9 protein-coding genes are annotated in these 18,989 nt (G+C 69.6%); 5 read left to right on the top strand and 4 right to left on the bottom strand.

What is annotated here, in order from left to right; all coding sequences use genetic code 11:
- Positions 1-117: 117 nt before the first annotated feature.
- The 4 genes from ACH4RG_RS31655 to ACH4RG_RS31640 are packed head-to-tail and all read right to left on the bottom strand — an operon-like array spanning position 118 to position 5,043.
- Complete coding sequence (locus tag ACH4RG_RS31655) at positions 118-1,461, bottom strand: AAA family ATPase (protein WP_398540600.1); 1,344 nt, start codon at positions 1,459-1,461, stop codon at positions 118-120.
- Complete coding sequence (locus ACH4RG_RS31650; RefSeq protein WP_398540599.1) at positions 1,458-2,969, bottom strand: hypothetical protein; 1,512 nt, start codon at positions 2,967-2,969, stop codon at positions 1,458-1,460. Before ACH4RG_RS31650 ends, ACH4RG_RS31655 begins: the two co-directional genes overlap by 4 nt.
- Positions 2,966-4,090 (bottom strand): hypothetical protein, encoded by a 1,125-nt coding sequence (locus ACH4RG_RS31645; RefSeq protein ID WP_398540598.1) that lies wholly within the window; start codon positions 4,088-4,090, stop codon positions 2,966-2,968. Before ACH4RG_RS31645 ends, ACH4RG_RS31650 begins: the two co-directional genes overlap by 4 nt.
- Before the next feature lie 53 nt (positions 4,091-4,143).
- Positions 4,144-5,043: a hypothetical protein gene (locus ACH4RG_RS31640; protein WP_398540597.1), complete on the bottom strand. Its 900-nt coding sequence runs from the start codon at positions 5,041-5,043 to the stop codon at positions 4,144-4,146.
- Between the two features lie 139 nt (positions 5,044-5,182).
- On the opposite strand from ACH4RG_RS31640, the gene ACH4RG_RS31635 reads away from it, so the two are divergent.
- From ACH4RG_RS31635 to ACH4RG_RS31615, 5 genes are read left to right on the top strand one after another with little or no spacing between them, the layout of a single operon-like run.
- A complete protein-coding gene (locus ACH4RG_RS31635) occupies positions 5,183-6,808 on the top strand; it encodes a PD-(D/E)XK nuclease family protein (protein WP_319272766.1) in 1,626 nt (541 codons plus the stop codon).
- Positions 6,805-8,001 carry a hypothetical protein gene (locus ACH4RG_RS31630; protein ID WP_319272765.1) on the top strand — a complete coding sequence of 399 codons (1,197 nt, stop codon included), beginning with the start codon at positions 6,805-6,807 and terminating at the stop codon, positions 7,999-8,001. Before ACH4RG_RS31635 ends, ACH4RG_RS31630 begins: the two co-directional genes overlap by 4 nt.
- Positions 7,994-11,440 (top strand): signal recognition particle, encoded by a 3,447-nt coding sequence (locus tag ACH4RG_RS31625; protein WP_398540596.1) that lies wholly within the window; start codon positions 7,994-7,996, stop codon positions 11,438-11,440. Before ACH4RG_RS31630 ends, ACH4RG_RS31625 begins: the two co-directional genes overlap by 8 nt.
- A 57-nt stretch (positions 11,441-11,497) precedes the next feature.
- Complete coding sequence (locus tag ACH4RG_RS31620) at positions 11,498-14,377, top strand: pPIWI_RE module domain-containing protein (RefSeq protein ID WP_398540595.1); 2,880 nt, start codon at positions 11,498-11,500, stop codon at positions 14,375-14,377.
- Entirely contained in the window at positions 14,364-18,908 is a 4,545-nt protein-coding gene (locus ACH4RG_RS31615; RefSeq protein ID WP_319272759.1) for a sacsin N-terminal ATP-binding-like domain-containing protein, read from the top strand. The genes ACH4RG_RS31620 and ACH4RG_RS31615 overlap by 14 nt, the downstream gene beginning before the upstream one ends.
- Positions 18,909-18,989: the final 81 nt, after the last annotated feature.

Genomic DNA, 18,989 nt, shown 5'->3' with positions numbered 1-18,989 from the left:
CTTGGTGCCACGTGGACGTTTAGCTGGTGTTGGCAGCGTAGACATCTCGTTCTGTCCACTGGCGTGCGTGATGCGCGCTGCGCCTACGTACAGGGCGAGCTGAAGGGCGGCCTACAGCTATGGACGAGCTTGTTTCTCCAGGTAGTCCATGACCACTTGGTGCGCCCGCCACCCGTCCGGGAACTTCGGTGGTACGTCGAGGTAGACCGGGCTGCTGCGGGGATGCCGGTCCAGGAGGTCGGTGATGCCGGCGCGGGCCACGACGATGCAGGCGAAGCGGTGGCGGGAGAGCAGGACGCACAGGCGACCCGTCTCCAGATGGAAGGCGGAGGCATCCTGACGGCCGGAGAGCGGGTGCCAGACCAGTGTGACGTCGAACTCGCGGCCCTGGAGACGGTTGGCGGTGTCCACGGTGATGTCCGTGAGACCCCGCTTCTCCAGTCGCGACCGTACCGAGTCCGCCTGGATCGTACGGGCGGCTCCGATCGCGATGCGAGACTCGATGAGCGGCTCTCCGTTCACCAGCGCCCCTCGCTCCAGCAACCGGGCCGCCGTTTCTGCCAGTGCTTCGGCCACCTCGGGGTCATCGTCGAGAGTGTGCCGAGCGGGAAGCTCCAGCAGACCCCAGCCCGACCCGGCCGCGCAGGCGAGGACGGCGTCCGACGGTGTTGCACGGTGAGGTGCGGTGCCGTAGGCGAGGACGCGGTCAGCCGCCTTGGTACCGGAGATGAAGGAGTAGAAGGGATAGAACGCCTTCTGCACGAGAGGGGCTGCCATCTCCGGCAGCCGCCAGGAGACCGGGAGCTCGTGTCGCAGCAGGTCCGAGTTGTGCGCCAGCGCCACGTCGACGGCGTTGCGCAGCGGGTCCCAGGTCAGTCCCTGCCAGCGGTCGGTGTCCACTGTGGCGAAGGGATCCAGCTGCCCGGGATCGCCGACGAAGAGGACTTGTGAGTCCTTTTCGGAGAACAGCGGTGCCGTCGCCAGCAGCGCATCCGACCGCATCTGGTAGGCCTCGTCCACGATGGCCCAGCGCCATGGAGCACACTTCTCAGGTTTGACGTACGACCATTTTTTGGCGGTGGAGACCACGACCGCCAGCTCGCGGAGGGCGTCTGCCTCATTACTGCCCCGTACATTCGCGTGTCGGCTCACGCGCTCGGGAAGACGGAAGCCGTTCGCGTGCAGGCGCCCGAGGGGAAGAGCAGGGTACTCCCGGGCGATGTTGTCGACCAGGTCGTCGACCTGTTCGTTGGTCTGCGCGACGATCATCACCTGATGGCCGGCCGATGTCAGGTGGCCGGTGGCGCGCTTGACCAGCGTGGACTTTCCCGCGCCTGGTGGAGAGTCCACCACGATGCCGCGTCCGGTGGTCGAGTCCAGGCCGGACAGCACGTCGGCGACCGCCCGGTCGGCGAGGGCGCCGGGTGACGTGCCGCTGTCGGGTTCCGGAGTGGCTGTCATTCCCAGACCTCTTCCGCGTCCTCGTCGGTGGGTTCGTACGGCTGTGGCGGACCGCCGTGGGTCCAGGGGGTGTCCTCCTCAGCCGGGAGCGAGGACGGCATGTTCTTGGGATCGATCGACGTGAAGGTGATCGTCTCGCCGAGGTCGGCCATGGTCCCCTCAGGCGCGGGCGGCTTGCGCTTGTTGCCGAAGCCGCCGTTCAGCTGGATCAGCACGGCGGACCCGGCTCCGTCGGGGGCGACGTCTAGGATCTCGGCCTTCTGCCTCGGTCTTGCCGGGGACTTGACCGCCGTTCCCGCCGCCATGGACACGGGAATTTCGCAGTGCACGGTGATCGTCGGGCGCCACAGCGGGGATCCGGGCCGCGCCCCGGGGATGGTGCGATCTTCCTCCCGGGCCGTGACCACGCCCGTGAACGCCTCGCCCGTCAGTTCGTACTCCGCCATCACCAGCGGATCGTCATACGCGCGCTCGGCGTCGTACCGCTCCTGGGCCTCCTCCATACGGGCGAGGCGGCGGGCTGCGCCCACCGCGTGATCGCGGCGGGCCTGTGGGCGCCCGTCATCGTCCAGATAGGTCGCGTACTCGCCGAACAGACGCCGGTCGTATGCCCGCCGTTCGGCGACGTGGTCCCCTGCGGGAAGCTCGCGCAACAGGCGGACGCCGTGCCACATCAGCTGCCAGGTCGGCAGCATCTGGGCGTGCAGCTCGCGGTCGATGGTGCGAGCGGCGGCGTCCCGCGCCCGCTCTCCGGTTGCGCCGTCGTACTTCGTGATCAGTTCGTCGAGCGTGCGGTCGAAGACCGGGTCGGTCGTCGGCCCGGCGGGCGGCCACGCCGCGGGGTCTTCGCGCTCCCGGGCGGTCTCGGCCCCGGTGCGTCCGGCGGGGGGATCGATCCAGCCGAGCAGGGATGCCAGGTTCGCGTTCTCGGTGGAGCTCTGCCCGGTGGCCCAGTGGGCAGAGAGGGACCGCGTCATGGCCTGGAGCAGGGCGGAATTCGGGAACTCGGCCCGGTCGGCGAACGAGGTCAGCCACTTTCCGAGCAGGGGTACGGATGGGGAGACGGCATGCGGACCATCTGTCGCGCGCAGCCGGGTCAGACGGCCCAGCAGCCGGACGTACGTGATCCCCCCAGCGTTCGGGACGAGGAGCTGGGGTGCGCGCAGGGGCCGCTCCCGCTCCTCCTTGTCCTTGCCGCGCCCGACCGTGTACGGCTCTTTCGGCGCGGCGCGGCATTCCTCGAAGTAGGGCAGGAGGAGGTCCGCGAGGCTCTCGACGAAGCCGAAGCGCTCGGTTCGGTCGTGGGGGCGGCGAACCGTCAGAAGCGCCGGGTGGTCGGGATCCGTCCCGGCGAGAGCTGCGAGTGGCGCGCAGGCCTCGCCGGCGAGGGTGAGCGGGATGAAGACGAACGGGGTGTCGTCCACATGCGCGTGGCGCACGGTCGTCAGCCGCTCGGCGTATTCCGACGTGGATGCCCGCAGGGCGGCCACCGTGGCGATGACGCTCACGCGGTCGCACCTCCACGCAGTCGACGGAGTCGTTCGGCGGCCCGCAGCCGGATGATGACCGCCTCCTCGGCGGGGCCCGGGGTGCTGGTGCCGTCGAGGTGGCGGAGGGCGGTCCGGGTGGAGTCGATGCCGGGAAGACTGTTGCGCACCACTCCACCCAGTCGGGCCGGGGAGGCGCAGTCAGTGGCCTCGTCCCGGCAGTAGCGGGACATCTCGCAGAACGAGAGGCAGTCGGGGGTGAAGCTTGCGTCCAGCTCCCGCATCGTGGCGTCGATCTCGGCCTTCGGCCGTTCGGCGTCGAGCGTCGCGTCGGGAGAGAGGGCGTGGGCCAGGTCTTCGGCCCGGCGCAGACGCGATAACTGGAACCGCAGGGCGTCGAGTTCCTGGCGGAGGTCGATCAGCTTTCCGTAGGGCCGGTTGGAGAAGTCCTTAGGGCAGATGAGAAGGAACCTGTGGGCGATTGCCTTTGGATCGAGGCCGAGTTCGGTGAAGGTCTGTCGCAGGGCGAGGACGCTGACCGCGGCCTGTTTCGTGGTCTGGGCGACCGCCGAGGGGTTCGCCTGGCCGTCGATGGCCGGGAAGGAGCGGATCTCCACCACGTAGAACTGTCCGCCGGTGCGGTGGCTGAGGGCTTGCGGTATCACGTGGGCGGTCTGACCGGCGACCTCCAGGGTCAGGACGGGGCGGTCCAGGATCAGCCGCTCGTCGGCGCCGGCCGCCAGGCGGTTCAGAAGCCGCCGACTCTCGCCCGCCCGCACCGCGAGCGAAGCGTCGCCGCCCACCTCGGTCAGATCGGCTACCGCGGCTTCCTCGACGGGGACGCCGAGTTGCTCCCGGAGCAGGCGAATGAGCTCCGCGTAGCCGCCCCATTTGACCAGGGCCTCGAAGCTCTGCTCGCGCCGGATCGCGAAGGGGGACTGGCCGAAACGCGGTTCATGGCCCAGGCGTTGGGCGAGCAACGCCTTGTCCACGCCCGCCGCGTCGAGTACGGCGCGGCGGGAGCAGGCCGGGTTGGCCGTGAGGGCGGTGATCTTGCGTGCCGTGTACTCCTGCGGAGGTCGCGGTCCGCGCAGGACGGCGAGTCTTCCCGGAGAGGGGGCAGAAGGGTGCTGCGGAGGCATCTTCTCTTCTTACGCGGAATTCTGTGGCGGCACCGGAGGAATCCGGTAGTCGGTCAGATGGTGAAGCCGGCTGAACCGCGCAGGGCATCGTGCAGGGGCGGGGACCCGAAGAGCTGCTGTACTTCTGTGAGTTGGCCGCGTGCGCGGTCGGCGGTCGTGCGACGCAGGGAGTAGTCCGCCTCCTGGTGCACTGCGGCCTCCGTGCGTGCTGCGGAGATCACGCGTTCGGGGTCGATTTCCTCGTCGTCGTACGCGCCGGGGATGTTGAGCGCGAAACGGCGCAACAGTTGGCGGGCTGCGCCGGAGGGCGCGTGTCCGGCGACGTCGAGCCGCAGGATCTGCTCGGCGGTGCCGATGGCGTGGACAAGGAAGTCGGCACGCGGGCTCAGTGGGCCGATGATGCGCTGCTCCAGGGGCCAGACGGATACGGCGAGGAGACCGCGGGCGGGTGTGAGCCGGTCGTGGGTGAGGGCGGCGCAGATGTAGTAGGGGCGGGCGTAGCCCTGTGCGGTGAAGGACCTTTCCTCGTCCCGGCGGAGGGAGGCGAGTTTCGTCGCGACCAGCGGCTCGGTGAAGAAGGCCTGGTATACGGATGAGATCAGCTTGGGCGACGCGGGAGCGCCGAGCAGGGTGAGTGCCTGGTGCACCTGCTCGCGGACCGGGACGGCGCCGGGGGTGGACTGCTTCCCGTGGGCCTGGAGCCGGAACGAGGATGCGGTCCCGGCGGTGGTGGCAGGTGCCGGGGTCCCGGCGGGTGAGGAAGGAGCCGCGGCAGGTGGCGCGGCCCCCTCCGCCTCCTCGGCGTCGAGGGCTCGCTCCCACGCGGACTCCGCCTCGCGCAGTTCGGCGCGGATGCGGGCGGTGGCCGCGTTGTCGCGGGCGCGTCGAGCCTCTCGCAGGAGGGCGCGCAGGCGCGACAGGCGTTCCTCGAGCTCCTCCAGCGATGCGGTCATGGGCGCACTGTATCGCCGATCCCTTTGATTTCCAAGGTTATCCAAAGAGTTCCAAAGTTGTGCGCTACGCTCGGCGGCACGGCCTCGGGGTTCACGACGGCCGGCCTAACTCCGTGCTTCGGCCGGGAGGGGGAACGACATGACGTGCGACGTGCCGTGGCGTGTGCCGCAGTGGATGACGGGGGACGAGGGGCCGGTCCGGATCGGGCCGGGCACAGGAGGGGGAGCGGACGAGCCGCACGTCTGCCTGGCCCGCGACGCGGCGAAGGCCCGGCCAGGACTTCGGGCGCGGGTGCCGTCGCAGCTTCCCCGGGAAGAGCACGAGACCTTCACGCTCGGTCCCGTGTGTGCAGCGCTGGACCAGATCGAGTTCGGTGGCGCCACGGTGGACGAGGCGCTCGGAGCCCTGTCCGGCCACCGGCCTGCTCTGCACGAGGGGCACCGGACCTACGTGGAGCAAGCGGTGCGGCAGTACGCGAGCCAGGGGCCGGACGACTTCGTGCCGGTTCAGTCGTACTGGGCGGTGCGCAAGGACAATGGCCGGCGCTGGGAGCTCTACGCATGGTGGCGCCGCTACCAGTCGGCCGACGGCAAGGTGCGCGAGTACCGGCGGCTGAGACACGGGGACGCCCGTGCGTCGAGCCGGGGTGAGATCGCGGTCGCCGCGTACACCGCGGCGTTCGGAGCCGACGCGGCGTGGCCGCGCCGCTGGAACCAGGAGTTCGTGATCCACGGCTCTCCCGGGCCCGTCGCGAGGGTCAGGATCATCGAGATCGGCCTGGGCGACGGATCGCGGACCGTCCAGTTCGACGGAACTGCGGAGGAGGCCAAGGCGTACTACGAGGCCCACGGCGGCCCCCACGTGAGGAATGTGGTCAGGGGCGGTCCGGAGCGCCCCGGGGCGGCCTGCTTCGACTGCAAGCAGTTCACCGGGTGTGAGGCGGTGCCCCGGTCTCCGGGGGTACTGGCGCTGCCCTCCCGCCGGTTACCGCTGCGGAAGGTGTCCATCAGCGACCTCAGGTACCACGCCGCCTGCCCTGCACAATCCCTGCTGCGCTCTCTGCACCTGCCGAAAACAGGCGAGTACAGCGACGCGGCCAAGCTCGGCCAGGCCGTACACGGTTGGGTCGAGGCGCTCCACCGCCGCACCGGCCCCATTCCCTGCACGCGCGGCGACATGCCCCCGCCGGGGGAGAACTGGACCGCCGGCCGGTGGAGGGTCCCGGACGAGGAGGCGGAGACGGGCCGCGCCATGCTCCTGCAGCATGTGGACTCGTGCCCCTTCCAGCTCCCCGAGGCCATCGAGCGGGTCGAATGCGAACCGACCCGGGTGTTTCACGACACGGCGGCCCAGGCCCTGGTCGTGGCCAAACCCGACCTGCTCTACAGGGAGGACGGTTCCTGGGTATGGCGGGAGCTCAAGACCACCCGCACTCCCGCTCGCATCGGCAAGGATCCGCTGGACGCTTATCCGCAGCTCGCCCTGGCCGTCGTCCTGCTTGCCCAGGGGGAGCTGGGCGGTGACCCCTCCGGATCGAGGGTGGAGCTGGAGATCCTCCGTCCCGACGGATCCGACCCTCACGTGATCGACCCGATGGACGCGGAGCGCCTGGCCAAGGCGCGAGCGGTGCTCCAACGGTACGCCGGCCCCTGGCGCGAGGACCGTGCGTGGGACGCGCGGCCGGGCGGGCACTGCCGTCAGTGCCCGGTCTCGCAGTGGTGCCCGAGCGCCCAAGCCCCTGCCGACGCGGAGGAGAAGGCATGATCACCCAGACCTCACCGAACTCCGGGGCAGCCCGATCCGGCCTGATCTCCCGACCGTCCGCGGGCTCGGACGAATCCCTGCTCCGGGAGATCGCCAGTGCGCTGGTCCGTCTGTCCCGGCAGCGCGGCGTGCCCCACCCGATCTATCCGGCCCAGGTCCAGAACGCCTACAACCGACTCGTCCTGCACTGCCTGCGACACGGAGTCGAACCGCCGGGCAGCATTCCCGAGATGGTGCGCTGGGCCTGCGAACGACCGCTGACGGGCTGGCCGCTGGACCTGCCTCCCGAAGCCCGTGGGGCCGCCGGCACGCTCGTGGATCCCCAGACGAGACTGCCGCACCAGCTCTGCCTCGAGTGGGAGGTGGATGCGGCGGACCCCGCTGCGGAGATCTTCGAGAACCAGCGCATGCTGGAGGCACTCACCGTATGCCGGGCAGCAGGCGATCCTGCGGCGTACACCGCCTTCCGGTCCCTGCTGACCACCCGGCCCGTACTCACCGGCGCGGAGCTCGCCCTGCTCGGCGGGGACCCGGAGTGCGGACTCCTGCTCCACCACGTCATCAGACAGTGCTACGAACCCGTCCCTGCGACCTATCGAAGCGACGGCGGCTACCAGCAGTGCGGACGCTGCCGCTGCCTGATGGTGCCACTGCCCGACGGAGGTCACCGCTGCGAGCTGGACCGCTGCCGCCGTGACGCCACCGCCGCTGTCCCCGTTCCGGTACGTCCCGACCGCAGCGGGCTCCACCAGCTCAGCCGCCCCCTGCGGATGTTCGTCACCAGTCCGGGCCTGGCAGAGAACGACATCGGGTCAACCCTCAAGAGACGCTTCGGCATCCACGCCGAGATGTGGCCCCAGTTCGACGCGTACGACTTGCGCGTCCCGCTGCCCGGAGGTCGGTACTGGGCCGTGGACGTCAAGGACCGGGTGAACCCGGTTTTGCTCGCACGCACACTCACCCGCTTCCGGGCCGACCCGCCCTTCGACCGAGCCTTCCTGGTCGTGCCCCGCTATCGATTCCGCGAGAACGAGGCGTACGGACGACAGTTCCGCCGAAATCTTCCCGAAGAGCTGGCAGGGAACATCACCCTGCTCGACGACCGGACCTTCCTGCGTCTCGTGGCCGAGCAGATCGCCGACCGGACGGAAGCCGCCGGATCCCCTCGCCGCCAAGGAGACCACCATGCGTGATCGCAGCAGCTGGCACCGTCGCTGCTCCCGCCAGCTCACCGATGTATGGCCGGATGACCTTGGCGCGTTCCGGGTCGCCGATCTCCTCGACGTCGAACTGGGCCTCTATCTGCTGCAGAGCGTGGCGCCCACGCGCGCCGCACTCGACGTGTGGCCCCTCCTCGGCGGATACCCTCACAGCGAAGCGCTCGGGGACGTCCGCTCCGACGAACAGCGGCTGCGCATCCTGCGCGCCCGCCACCACCTGTGGGTCCTCAGACGCGGACACGCTTGGTCTGAAGCGCTGGAGGCGTACCTACGCGTGCCGCAGCAGCTGCGCGGATACGACCTCGAAAGCGTCGACGCGGTCCCGCGTCGACGCGTACCCGCCCGGGCAGCGCGTCGTTTCGAGGTGTTCGAAGAGCTGCTCATCACAGCACCCGAGTTCGCGACCCGCCGTGTTCCGCTCGCTGGATCGGGCGAGCACACCTTCCGGGCCCAGGACCGGCTCCACTCGATCGAGATCACCGACGACCTGCTGCTCGGCGCCCTCCCCAGGTCGCACGCCCTCGACGCGGCACCCGCCGGGCGCGGGGAAGCCGTAGACGTGACCTGGGAAGAACTCGAGACGGCGGCCGCAGCCATGGACGCGAAGGAGGAGGTCACCGGCGGCTCCCGAAGCGGATGGCGCGGTCGACTGAGCCGTGTCCGGTTACTCGTCCGGGACGAGGCCCTCGGTCGGTTCACGCGGGGCAAGCGCCTCAGGATCGACCAGCTGCTCCACCTGGTCGGCATGGTCGGTGCGGGCAAGTCGACCCTCCGCGACATCCTCACCTACCACCTGGTCACCCGGACGTCGCGACGTGTCACTCTGGTCGTCGGCGACGTCGCCGAAACCCTGGCCGTCGTGGAGCTGTTCAAGCGGCTCGGGGTAGCGGCGGCACCCATCCTCGGCCACTCCACGCGAGAGCGGAACATCGGACGCCTGCACCGCCGCACCGCGGTGGCGGGCGCCGACACCATGCTGGGACACGACCACCCCGGCTTCGCATACCTGAGCAGTGCCTGCCCCGTGGACGTGCTGCGCGGCATGGAGGCACGCAGGCCCCTCGGCATCAGGGAAGCCCCGTGCCTCGGGCTGTACCCCGCTGTGGACCAGGAAGAGACCCCGGACGATCCACTGGTCGAAGCGGACAACCCGGCCGGCCGAAGGCCGCGCCCCAAGCCCCAGCGGAAGCTGTGCCCGTTGTGGAACCGCTGTCCGAGACATCGCGGCGCCCGGGACCTCGTCGATGCCCGCGTCTGGGTTGCGACCCCCGCCGGGCTGGTGCACAGCTCCGTGCCCCAGCACCAGCACGACGAGCAGATCCGTTACCTGGAACTCGCCTGCCGACTCAGCGACCTGATCATCGTCGACGAGGCGGACCGCGTGCAGATGCAGCTCGACACCGTGTTCGCCCCGGCCAGCACCCTCGTCGGCACCTACCCGAACTCATGGTTCGACGAGGTCGCCGTCCACAAGTTCCAGCAGATGGCCCGAGACGGGCGGCTCCAGCTGTCCGAACGCGACGTCGACGACTGGACGAACGCCGTCAACACCGTGAGCGCCGCCACCGACCGGCTCTACTCGCTCCTGGTCAAGGACGGGGAGCTGCGGCAGTGGATCAGCGTCGACTACTTCAGCGCGTTCACCCTGCACAACCTGCTGATCGACAGCTGGTTCCCCGGACGGGACGCGGGCGACCAACCACCGCCCGCGGCACGGCTGCTGGACGAGGCGTTGCTGCGGTTCCGGGACGACCCCCTGCACGAGCACGAGAGCACTGGTGACGGCGACCAGGTGACCCCCCTGGTCAACACCTTCGTCCACCTGGCCCTCGAACTGCTCCACGCCCCCCAGGGCGCCCGCACCCGGGAACGGCTCCGCTCCACCCTCACTGCTGTCGTGGGCCACGACTCCGGAGTCCTCGACCGGATCGACGTACAGGCCCGACGCTTCGAGTTCACCCTGCTCCTCGCCGCGCTCCACAGCCGACTCGACTTCATGACCATCCTGTGGCCGCGCGTCGATGCCGCACTCCACCTGGAGAACGCGTCGAACGTCCTCTCCCGCAGACCTCCGAAGGACTACGAGGCGGTCATCCCCGAATCACCGATGGGCAACGTCCTCGGCTTCCAGTTTCGCCTCACGGACTCGGAGCGCGACGGCGACCGCAGCGGTGAGCTGCGCTTCTTCCACTGCAACGGTGTGGGGCGCGAACTCCTCATGCGAATGGGCGACCTGTGCCGGGTGGACAGTCGACCCGCCCCCCACGTTCTGCTCATGTCCGCGACCAGCTGGGCCGGCACCTCCAGCCGGTACCACCTGCACGCCGATGTGGGAGCCGTGCTTCGCCCGCGGGACGAGGAGGTCGAGGCCGTCCTCGGCACCGAGTTCCGCAAGGAGTTCCTCCACTGGCCGGGCAGCGAAGGGCCGCGGCCCCTGCGGCTGTCGGGCTGCCCCCCGAAGGAGCGGCCCCAGGCGCTCGTCGAGATGCTCCGGCAGCTCGCGGTTCCTGACCGCAGCCTGCCCGGCGCGTCCAGCATGCTCGACACCGAGCTGGACGAGATCCCCGACCAGGATCGACGCCGCATCCTGCTCCTCGTCGGCAGCTACGACGAGGCGCGGCGCGCGGCCGAGTACCTCAACGGGATCCCCGAGTGGAACGGCCGTGTCGTCCAGCTCGTCTCGGACGACGCGGACGCCGACACCGCCTGGGCCCGGCTGCCGGAGGACCCCGCGGTGCGCACCCTCACCCGAGGTGACGTGCACTCCTTCGCGAAGATCGGCGGCGAACTCCTGATCGCGCCGCTGCTCGCGGTGGAACGAGGGCACAACATCGTGCTGAGCACGGGCAAGGCCGCGATCGGCAGCGTCTACTTCCTCGCCCGGCCCCACCCGCGGCCCGACGACATCGCCCTCGCCATCCAGTCGATCAACGATTGGGCGGTACGCCAGCTCCGGGACACCGGAAGGGTCTTCACACAGGCGACGCTCGCGGCTGCCACGCCGCACCAGGCCGCCATCGGGTTCCGTAGTCGCGCCCGCCGCCAATGGAACCGGTACCTCACCCGCCGAATGGCCTGGTCCAGCCTCCGGGACGACGAGAAGGTCGCCTTCACCTGGGACCAGCTGGTCGTGATGTGGCAGGTGATCGGCCGCCTCGTACGTGGCGGTGTGCCTGCCAGGGTGGCCTTCGTGGACGCCGCCTTCTCACCCCGCGAGGCGGGATTCGAGGCTGTCGACACCCCGGACACCAGCCTGCTGGCGAGCATGCGCGCCGTGCTGGCCCCCTACTTCGACGAGCCCGACATCGTCGCTCAAGGTGCCGAAGCTCCGCCGGAACCCTCTCCGATCGACAAGTCGCTCGTCCGCGAACTGTACGAGCCGCTCTACCGCGCCCTCGTCGACATGGGCTGAGACCGCGGCTGCCCGCCCGCACCCCGCACCTGCCTCCGATCTGAGGAGACTCACAAGATGGCGTACCAGCACGTACGGACCGCCTCGTACATGCCTGAACCGGCACAGGGGCCTTTCCCCGTCCTACGGCACACCCTCTCGCTGCCCGCTCACTGGGAGGAGCCGCTCGGTCAGCTGCGTGACCATGGCCGGCCGGAAGGCCGATGGCACGGCCCACGTCGCATCCCCACCCGGGAGATCAACCAGCTGATCCGCACCACCGCCCCGGACGTCGTCACCGTGGCGTCCAACGCCACCTTCGGAACGGACTCCCCCTGGCTCTACTGCACCGAGCCGTTTCCCACCCCGGTGACCAACCTCTACGCCGCCACCTGGCTCAGGAATCTCCCCCGCCATCCCGATGATCCGGACGCACGGCGTCTGCTCGCGGAGTGCTTCCGCGAGCTGGACACCGGAAGCCTGACCTGGCGGGCAGACACCATCGACCTGCTCGAACAACAGCCTTCTCCCGGTGGCACCGCCAAGCCCGCCCGTCTGGTGTACCGACTGCTCCCCGACGAACTGGCCGCACGCATCGCACGTCGGGGTGCCTACGAGCACGGAGGCCGGCAACTCACCTTCCACCAGGTCGCCGGCGCCGGCGGCGGGTACGACGCCGGAAGCAGCAGCGCGGAACTGATGTCGTGGCCGCCGATCGAATACCGACCCACGGGTAGGGGCGGCGAGCGCAAGCCGTCGTACTACGCGGCCACCCTCCGCGTCGGCGTGCGCACCGTCCCGTTCTCGCCGGTTCCTCGGATTCACCTCAGCGCGGGAATCCGCCGGTTCGTCACCGGAAAGGTCTGGATGCCCTTCCGCAAGGGGGTCTCGGTCTACCTACTGCCAGAGATCTCGCTCGTGCCGGACGCACCGGTGTCCCGGCGACTCTCGGTTGCCATGCTGCAGTGGCGCAACGGGACCACGGATTGGAGGCAGGGCGGCCCCAGTGGCATGCTCGCCGCCGTCGCCGCGCTCGACGGGCTCCCGTCGGTGGATCGACTGGTCAAGGAGGCCGACCACTGGATCGGGGACGGGAAGGACGGCATCAGGCTGGCGGTCGGTCACCAGGCCGCCATGGGCAGACACCCCATCGGGACCGGACTGATGCCCAGCGAACGCCGCCGTCTCATCGAGTGGGCCGAGCAGGCGCTGGCCCCCGAGTTCGTCCCCGCCGCGAAGCTCCAGCGCAGCCGGTACGGTCGCCCGCCTGTCAGACAGCTCACGAAGCGGCCCTCCATGCCAAAGAACGCCACCGTCGAAGAGCTCGCCGCCCTCCTGGAACGGACGGAACGGACCGCGGCGGACAACGCGCGGGTGCGGCGTGCGGCGCTCGCCGCGACGCTGGAGGGCACCGATCTCGTCGGCTTCCTGGTTCACCAGACCGACGACCAGCGGGACCGGCTCGTCGCCACGGCCGAGAGCGCGCTCGGACTCACAGAGTATCGGCGTGAACGAGGACCGGAGACATGGGTGTGGGAGGCCGAGGAACTCACCGTGCGGCTCCACGCCCACCCGCTGGGCGAGCTGGGATCCCCGCTCGGAGCGGAGGACCGGCCGCCGCGCGCGGGACAGGAACACGACCAGGCCATCCGTGAGCGGCGCGGACGGGTCGCCGAGGCGATGACCCGTCTGAGGGAGCAGGTGCCCGGGGCTCGGATCGCCCTTGTCGAGCTGGAGGGAAGTGAAGCGTTCCAAGGTCCCGCGAGGCGTACCGACCCCAAGTACGCGATCCGGCTCGGGTGCGCGGACGCAGGCTTGGTCACCCAGTTCATCCGCCCACTAGACACCGCAATGGACACGGCTGACGCCGAGAAGGACGCTGCCCTGCGGGCCGAAGCGGCCTGGGCGGACGGCCTTCGTCAGACCGGGATGCGCCTGGTGCCCCAGCACACTCTCGGCGATCGCATCCCTTCCGGTCTGAACCAGGTGGCCTTCCATCTGGTCGAGCGCCGGGTCGACGGTCCCACGGGCAGGGCACAGTTCACCCCGATCGCCGTGCTGCTCCGGCCGGACGCACCATGTGTCCTCGGACGGACCGCGGACACCTCCGAGTGGATGCCCTACCCGGACCTGCTCCGGATCCTGACCGGACGAGTGCGGGGGAATGACCTGAGGACCTCGGCGCAGCAGTCGGCAGTCACGGCTGCCTTCATCAGGAGGACCCTGGCGAGTCTGCGCGGCACGCCGACCTTGGTCCTGTCCCACGCACAAGACGTGCGCAAGCGCTGGCCGTGGCTCACCAACGGCGGGCTCGAGGTGGATCGGATCGGCCTCGACGGGGGCCCCGCGCAGCGGATCGGTCTCTACGGCAAGCACCTTCGTGTCGTCAGGGTCGCTGACAGCGGCCGTGACGAGACGCCCCAGTGGTGGGCGGAACGGGAGGAGCGCGAGGAAGAGTTGGCTGGGCAACAGCGGGGCGGCTTCGGCATGGGACTGTGGGTGCCCGACGAGCCCGGAGGCCCCGGCCGCGTCTTCTACAGCACTGCGGACAAGGCGAGCACGCAGACGAAGTTGACGAACGACGATGCGAAGCTGACCTCTCACGTCAACCCCGCCGGCCGGAGTGCCCACCGGCCGACGGTGAACGCGTGGAACCCCGAGCTACTGGAGCTCACCCTGGCCTGCCTTCAGCCCGGCGACGACCCCGAGGCATGGGCTGCGTTCGTCCACCAACAGCGCATCTGCAAGGACGACTACCGGGACGTGCTCGGCCTGCCGCTTGCTCTTCACCTCGCACGGCTCGCGGACGAGTACGCGCTGCCGCACGACGAGGAGGAGGCGGTGGACCCGACGGCGGGGCCGGTCGTAGGGACCGGCGTCGAAGACGGCCCAGGGCAGCTCGCATTCGACTTCGACACTGATGAGGACGACGAGGACCAGGCACATGGGAACGCGTGACACGAAGGCGGCCGCGCGGGCCGTCGGGTTCGCCGACCGCATCTTCGATCAGGAGGAAATGCGGGACGCGAACGACGTACCGGAGCCGGAGGGCGGTGAAGCGACGGCCGCAGCCGTCGAGCACCTGGGCAAACGGTTCGCGACACTGCCCGGGATGGTTCGCCACGCCTTCGGCCGGACCCGGGACCACGCGGGCAACCTTTCGAGTGATCCACTGCAGGGTCTGTCCGAGATCGTGCAGAACTCGGAGGATCTCGGCGCCTCAGAAGTGCGCATCCTCACCAGGGAGCGAGACCTTCTCGTTGCCCATAACGGTGCCCCGGTGCGGTTGCCGGACGTAGTGGCCCTGGCCATGCCGTGGCTGTCCAGCAAGGCGGACGAAGCCGAATCCACAGGGCGGTTCGGCATCGGGCTGATGACGCTGCAGTCGCTTTCTCCCCATCTGGAAGTGCACAGCGGCCACTATCGGGTGCGCATCGGCGATCCCTATGTCTCCGTCGCCGAACCGCTCGTCGTACCGGACTGGTTCGCGGACGACGCCTGGACCGTGCTCCGCGTTCCCTTTGCACCCGGTGCGCTCGACGCGGAGAGCGTCGACGGGTGGCTCGCTGCCTGGACCTCCGGCGCGCTGCTCTTCCTCGACCACGTATCCGACGTCACGCACCTGGATACGCAGGGCGGCGTCCGGCACCGGCTCGCTCTATCCCGGGAGCCCGGACCCGGCTTCGAGGCCGAGGTCGGCGGTGGACCGGCAGAGGTGGGGACCCACCTCGCCCGTGCGGCCACTGGGACTCGATGGCTGGTGTGCCGTACCACTGTGCCCAGTCCCTCGGGCATCGACAGGGCGCACAAGGCTGCCGGACCCACCACGACTCTCGCCGTCGCCCTCCCGCTCGGACACGGCGGTCCCGGACGGATCCACGTCGGTCTGCCGGTTCAGGAGATCGGGCCGGCCCTCTGGACGAGTGCGCAGTTCGACCCGCTCGCCAGCCGGCAGGCGCTCGACGAAACCCCGTGGAACCGTGCGCTCGTTCCATTGGTGGCCGATCTGTGGACGGCAGCCGTTCTGCGGCAGTTCCGGCAGGATCCGGTGAACGCCTGGAGTGCTGTTCCCCTGCCGGATCACGTCCGTGACGGGTGCAATCCGGCTGCTGCGATGGAACAGCGGTTGCTCGACCACGCCCGGCGCCTGGTGTCCGCGAAGCTGCTCCTGGAGGTCCCGGGGGAGGGTCTCCTCGATCTCGGATCGCTTGCCGTGGAGGACGAAGAACTCGAAGGTGCCGTGACCGAGGAGGAGGTCGCCCGTCTGGCTGATGTGCCCGCCGCGCTGCCCGGAGCGATGCGAGGCCCGGACGGCAGGTGGAGGGAGGTGCTGTCGGATTGGGAGGAGAACGGTGTCGGTGCACCGGCCCGGGTCGAGGTGTACGACACGCTGGACCTCCTTGGCGACGGGAGTCGATCACCACGAGCTACGGTCCGACTGGTCGCGCGAGTCATCGAAGCGGGTTGGAGCGGCCTCCTGTCGTCACGTGATTGGCTCGTGGACAGTTCCGGTACGCAGTACGGCATGCGCGGCTCTGTACCCGTGCTGTTCGCCGCCACTCCTCGTGGGCTGGGACTCGAACTGGGGCTCACCCGCGAGATCCATCCGGACTTTCTGGCCGACACCGACGACGCGCGGTCGGTCCGGGAGTGGCTCGGCAAGCAAGGGGTACTGCTCAACGACGACGACCCGGCAGCGGTGATTCAGCGTCTCGCAGACTTCGGGGGTGCGCGAGGTGGAGCTGGGCTTGTCCTCACGGATGAGCAGCTCGTGGCGCTGCGGGACGGTTTCGCACACGTACCGGAGAGCCGCCGTGAGCTGTGGGGCAGGAAGGTCGGGCTGGCAGTGCGGCTCCAAGGCCACCGCTACACCACCGATGGAGCGCGGGAGGACGTGGAGATCGCACCCGCCCGGGCCTATCTTCCGTCCGGGCTGGACAGCGCCGAGCACGACGAGAGCTTCGCCTTCGCCGCCGGCTCGACTTCCGGCCCGGCGTGGCTGCGATCGCGTTACGCCAAGGTGTTGCAAGGCGGCAGCATCGGAGCCCTGAGATTTCTCCGGTTGCTTGGTGCCGAGACGGCTCCCCGGCCGCGCAGCCATCCTGGACAGCACTCGCGGTTCGAACGAGGCGCCAGAGGACTTCCCTCAGCCTTCGCCTCGGGTTCGAAGGCGCGCACGGAAGCGCTGGAGGCTCTTCGCGCGACCTACACCCTCAACGATTACGACTGCCCCGACCTGTATGCCGTGGCAACCGATATCGCGAAGGACGACGACTCTGCACGTCGCCGACGCAGGGCGGCCGCGCTTCTCCACGTACTCGGCCGCTCATGGAGTCGCTTCTCCGAACATGCCGAGGTCGGTGCGGCTTTCGACTACCACACATGGCACGACCGAGGGCGGACGGCCGCCCTATGGCTCTGGCAACTACGCGAGGTGGCCTGGCTGGACGATCGGAACGGCACTCCGTCCAGCCCCTTCCGGCTCCGTACCCGCACCGCGGGCACCGTGGCCGTCTACGGGGACGGGGATGCCCAATTCCTGCATCCGGACATCCAGGAGCAGGCACGGCGGCGTACTGAGGTACTCCGAGCCCTGGACGTCGTCGGAGACGCCCGTACCCGCGATCTCGTCGAGTGCCTGCGGCGGGTCCGTCGTGAGGAGAAGGACGGGGCTGAACGAAACGCCCCCGCCGCAATGATCGTCTACGAAGCCCTGGCCGAGCGTGCCACCGGAAGGGGGACTTCGGGCGGATCAGGAGAGATGCCGTTCAGCGAAGTCCTTCGTGCCTTCACCACAGGCGAAGGGCTGGTCCTCACGAACTCCGGCTGGCGGCGCCCGGGCGAGTGCCTCATCGGCGAGCCACTGTTCGGAGCGTCACGGGCCTTCGCTCCTGTGTTCACTGGTGGCGAGGCGTTCTGGACGCGGCTCGGGGCGCGTCGGCCGACCGTCGACGACGCTGTGAAGGTGATCAGGGAGTTGGCGCAGCAGGACAGGAGGGAGCGACGGAACGTTCCGGAGGGAACTACTCAATCGGTAGTCCTGGAGACCCTGAAGATGCTCCGTCGCCCCTCTGCCGTCCGGTCGGAGGAGCTGACAGCCGGGCGGCTGGGAAGACTTCCCCTGGTCACGAGCAAGGGATGGCTTAGCAAGCGGCCTGTGTACGCGGTCGAGGACCCCATGGTCGCCGACGGCTTGGGCCGTGACCACGCCGTGTGGCGGCCGGGGGCAGAGCTGGATCAGTTCCGTCCACTGGCCGGGGCCCTGCGCCTCACGTGGATCGGAGTGGAGCAACTCAGTGTGCACAGCTCCACTGTCGCTTCGCACGATCCGGACGCGACGGAACTGGTCCGCGCGGCTGTCACCCATCTGCGCGAGGACCTGCAACGCAACGCCCCGGAGGTGGCCCGCGGCCTGGACGGCTCCTGGGACGGACTCGCGACACTCACGGTGAGCGTGGCACCGGACCTGATCTGCCGGGTGGAACTGTCCGGTACTCCGGTGGAAGTACCCGTCGACGCCGGTGTCGACTGGGCTTCCAGCACCCTGTACGTCCGTGACCTGTCAGCGGTTAACCGGCCCTCTGCGGGCGGTGCTTCGATCGCCACCAAGTTCCCTGGACACCGCAGGGCGGCGGCCCTCGCCTGGACCGCCGCGTGTGACCGGGCGGAGCGGGGCCGCACTGCCGTGGACCTTAGCCTCGCGGAGGATCAGGTCCGCCGTGAACAGGAAGCCGCCGTCGCCGAACGCTATCGCCGGCTCATGGAGATGCGGGAAGAAGCGGACCGACGCGGCCGGACGAACGGACGGGAAAGGCGTCCGGTTGCGGGAGCCCCGTCGACGATCAGTGGCCGGGCGCCCGCACTACCCGCGATCCCGCACGGCCGGGGCCCCTCCGTCCCCGCCGTGCGGCCCCCCGCTTCGTTCCGCCGACTGGTGGATCCCGCCACCCTCCGTCTCGTCGTGGACCGGGGAAACCTCACGGCACCGCAATCCGGGGCCGGGCCCGCTACGGGCACCGCCCCGAAGAAGGGCCCGGTCGGCCTGCCCCAGCCCCGGTCTGGCTCGGCCGTCTCCCAGCAGCGCACCGCCGCACGTCCCTATACGGCCGTGGAGCAGGAGAAGGCGGCACTGGACCTCGTACGCCGGGCTCTGGCGCTGGACGAGACCGAGCTGCGTGACCTGAGGGCTCAGCACGGTTTGGGGGCGGACGCAGTGGACGAGCTGGCCCGGTTCTACGAACTCAAGACGTACGGCGGTGCCGAGCCGGACACGATCCAGCTCACCCCTGCGGAGTTCCAGCGGGCGATCGAAAGCGACGATTTCTTCCTTGTGGTCGTCTCCGGTTTGGAGGCCGGAGCCGCACCGGTCACCGTACGGATCATCCTGGAGCCGTTGAAGCACCTGCCCTACCGTCCGAGCAGCAACGTGCTCGTCTCCGGCATCCGGGGCGCGCAGAGCCTTGTCTACCCGTTCGAGAGCACGGAGTAATCCTCGGCCGTGACTGCCATGAGAATGATGACAGCGACTCGAGAACGTGATTTCGGACCGCCCCTTAACGTGGGCGCCGAA

Source organism: Streptomyces sp. NPDC021019 (assembly GCF_044333295.1).
GTDB lineage: Bacteria > Actinomycetota > Actinomycetes > Streptomycetales > Streptomycetaceae > Streptomyces.
Note: the sequence above shows the minus strand (reverse complement) of the source record. Positions and strands in the feature narration are given on the sequence as shown.

Excerpts from the sequence above, each read along its gene's own strand:
- ACH4RG_RS31615 (WP_319272759.1), top strand. The coding sequence starts at position 14,364 with ATGGGAACGCGTGACACGAAGGCGGCCGCGCGGGCCGTCGGGTTCGCC.
- ACH4RG_RS31635 (WP_319272766.1), top strand. The coding sequence starts at position 5,183 with ATGACGTGCGACGTGCCGTGGCGTGTGCCGCAGTGGATGACGGGGGAC.
- ACH4RG_RS31640 (WP_398540597.1), bottom strand. The coding sequence starts at position 5,043 with ATGACCGCATCGCTGGAGGAGCTCGAGGAACGCCTGTCGCGCCTGCGC.
- ACH4RG_RS31645 (WP_398540598.1), bottom strand. The coding sequence starts at position 4,090 with ATGCCTCCGCAGCACCCTTCTGCCCCCTCTCCGGGAAGACTCGCCGTC.
- ACH4RG_RS31620 (WP_398540595.1), top strand. The coding sequence starts at position 11,498 with ATGGCGTACCAGCACGTACGGACCGCCTCGTACATGCCTGAACCGGCA.
- ACH4RG_RS31625 (WP_398540596.1), top strand. The coding sequence starts at position 7,994 with ATGCGTGATCGCAGCAGCTGGCACCGTCGCTGCTCCCGCCAGCTCACC.
- ACH4RG_RS31655 (WP_398540600.1), bottom strand. The coding sequence starts at position 1,461 with ATGACAGCCACTCCGGAACCCGACAGCGGCACGTCACCCGGCGCCCTC.
- ACH4RG_RS31630 (WP_319272765.1), top strand. The coding sequence starts at position 6,805 with ATGATCACCCAGACCTCACCGAACTCCGGGGCAGCCCGATCCGGCCTG.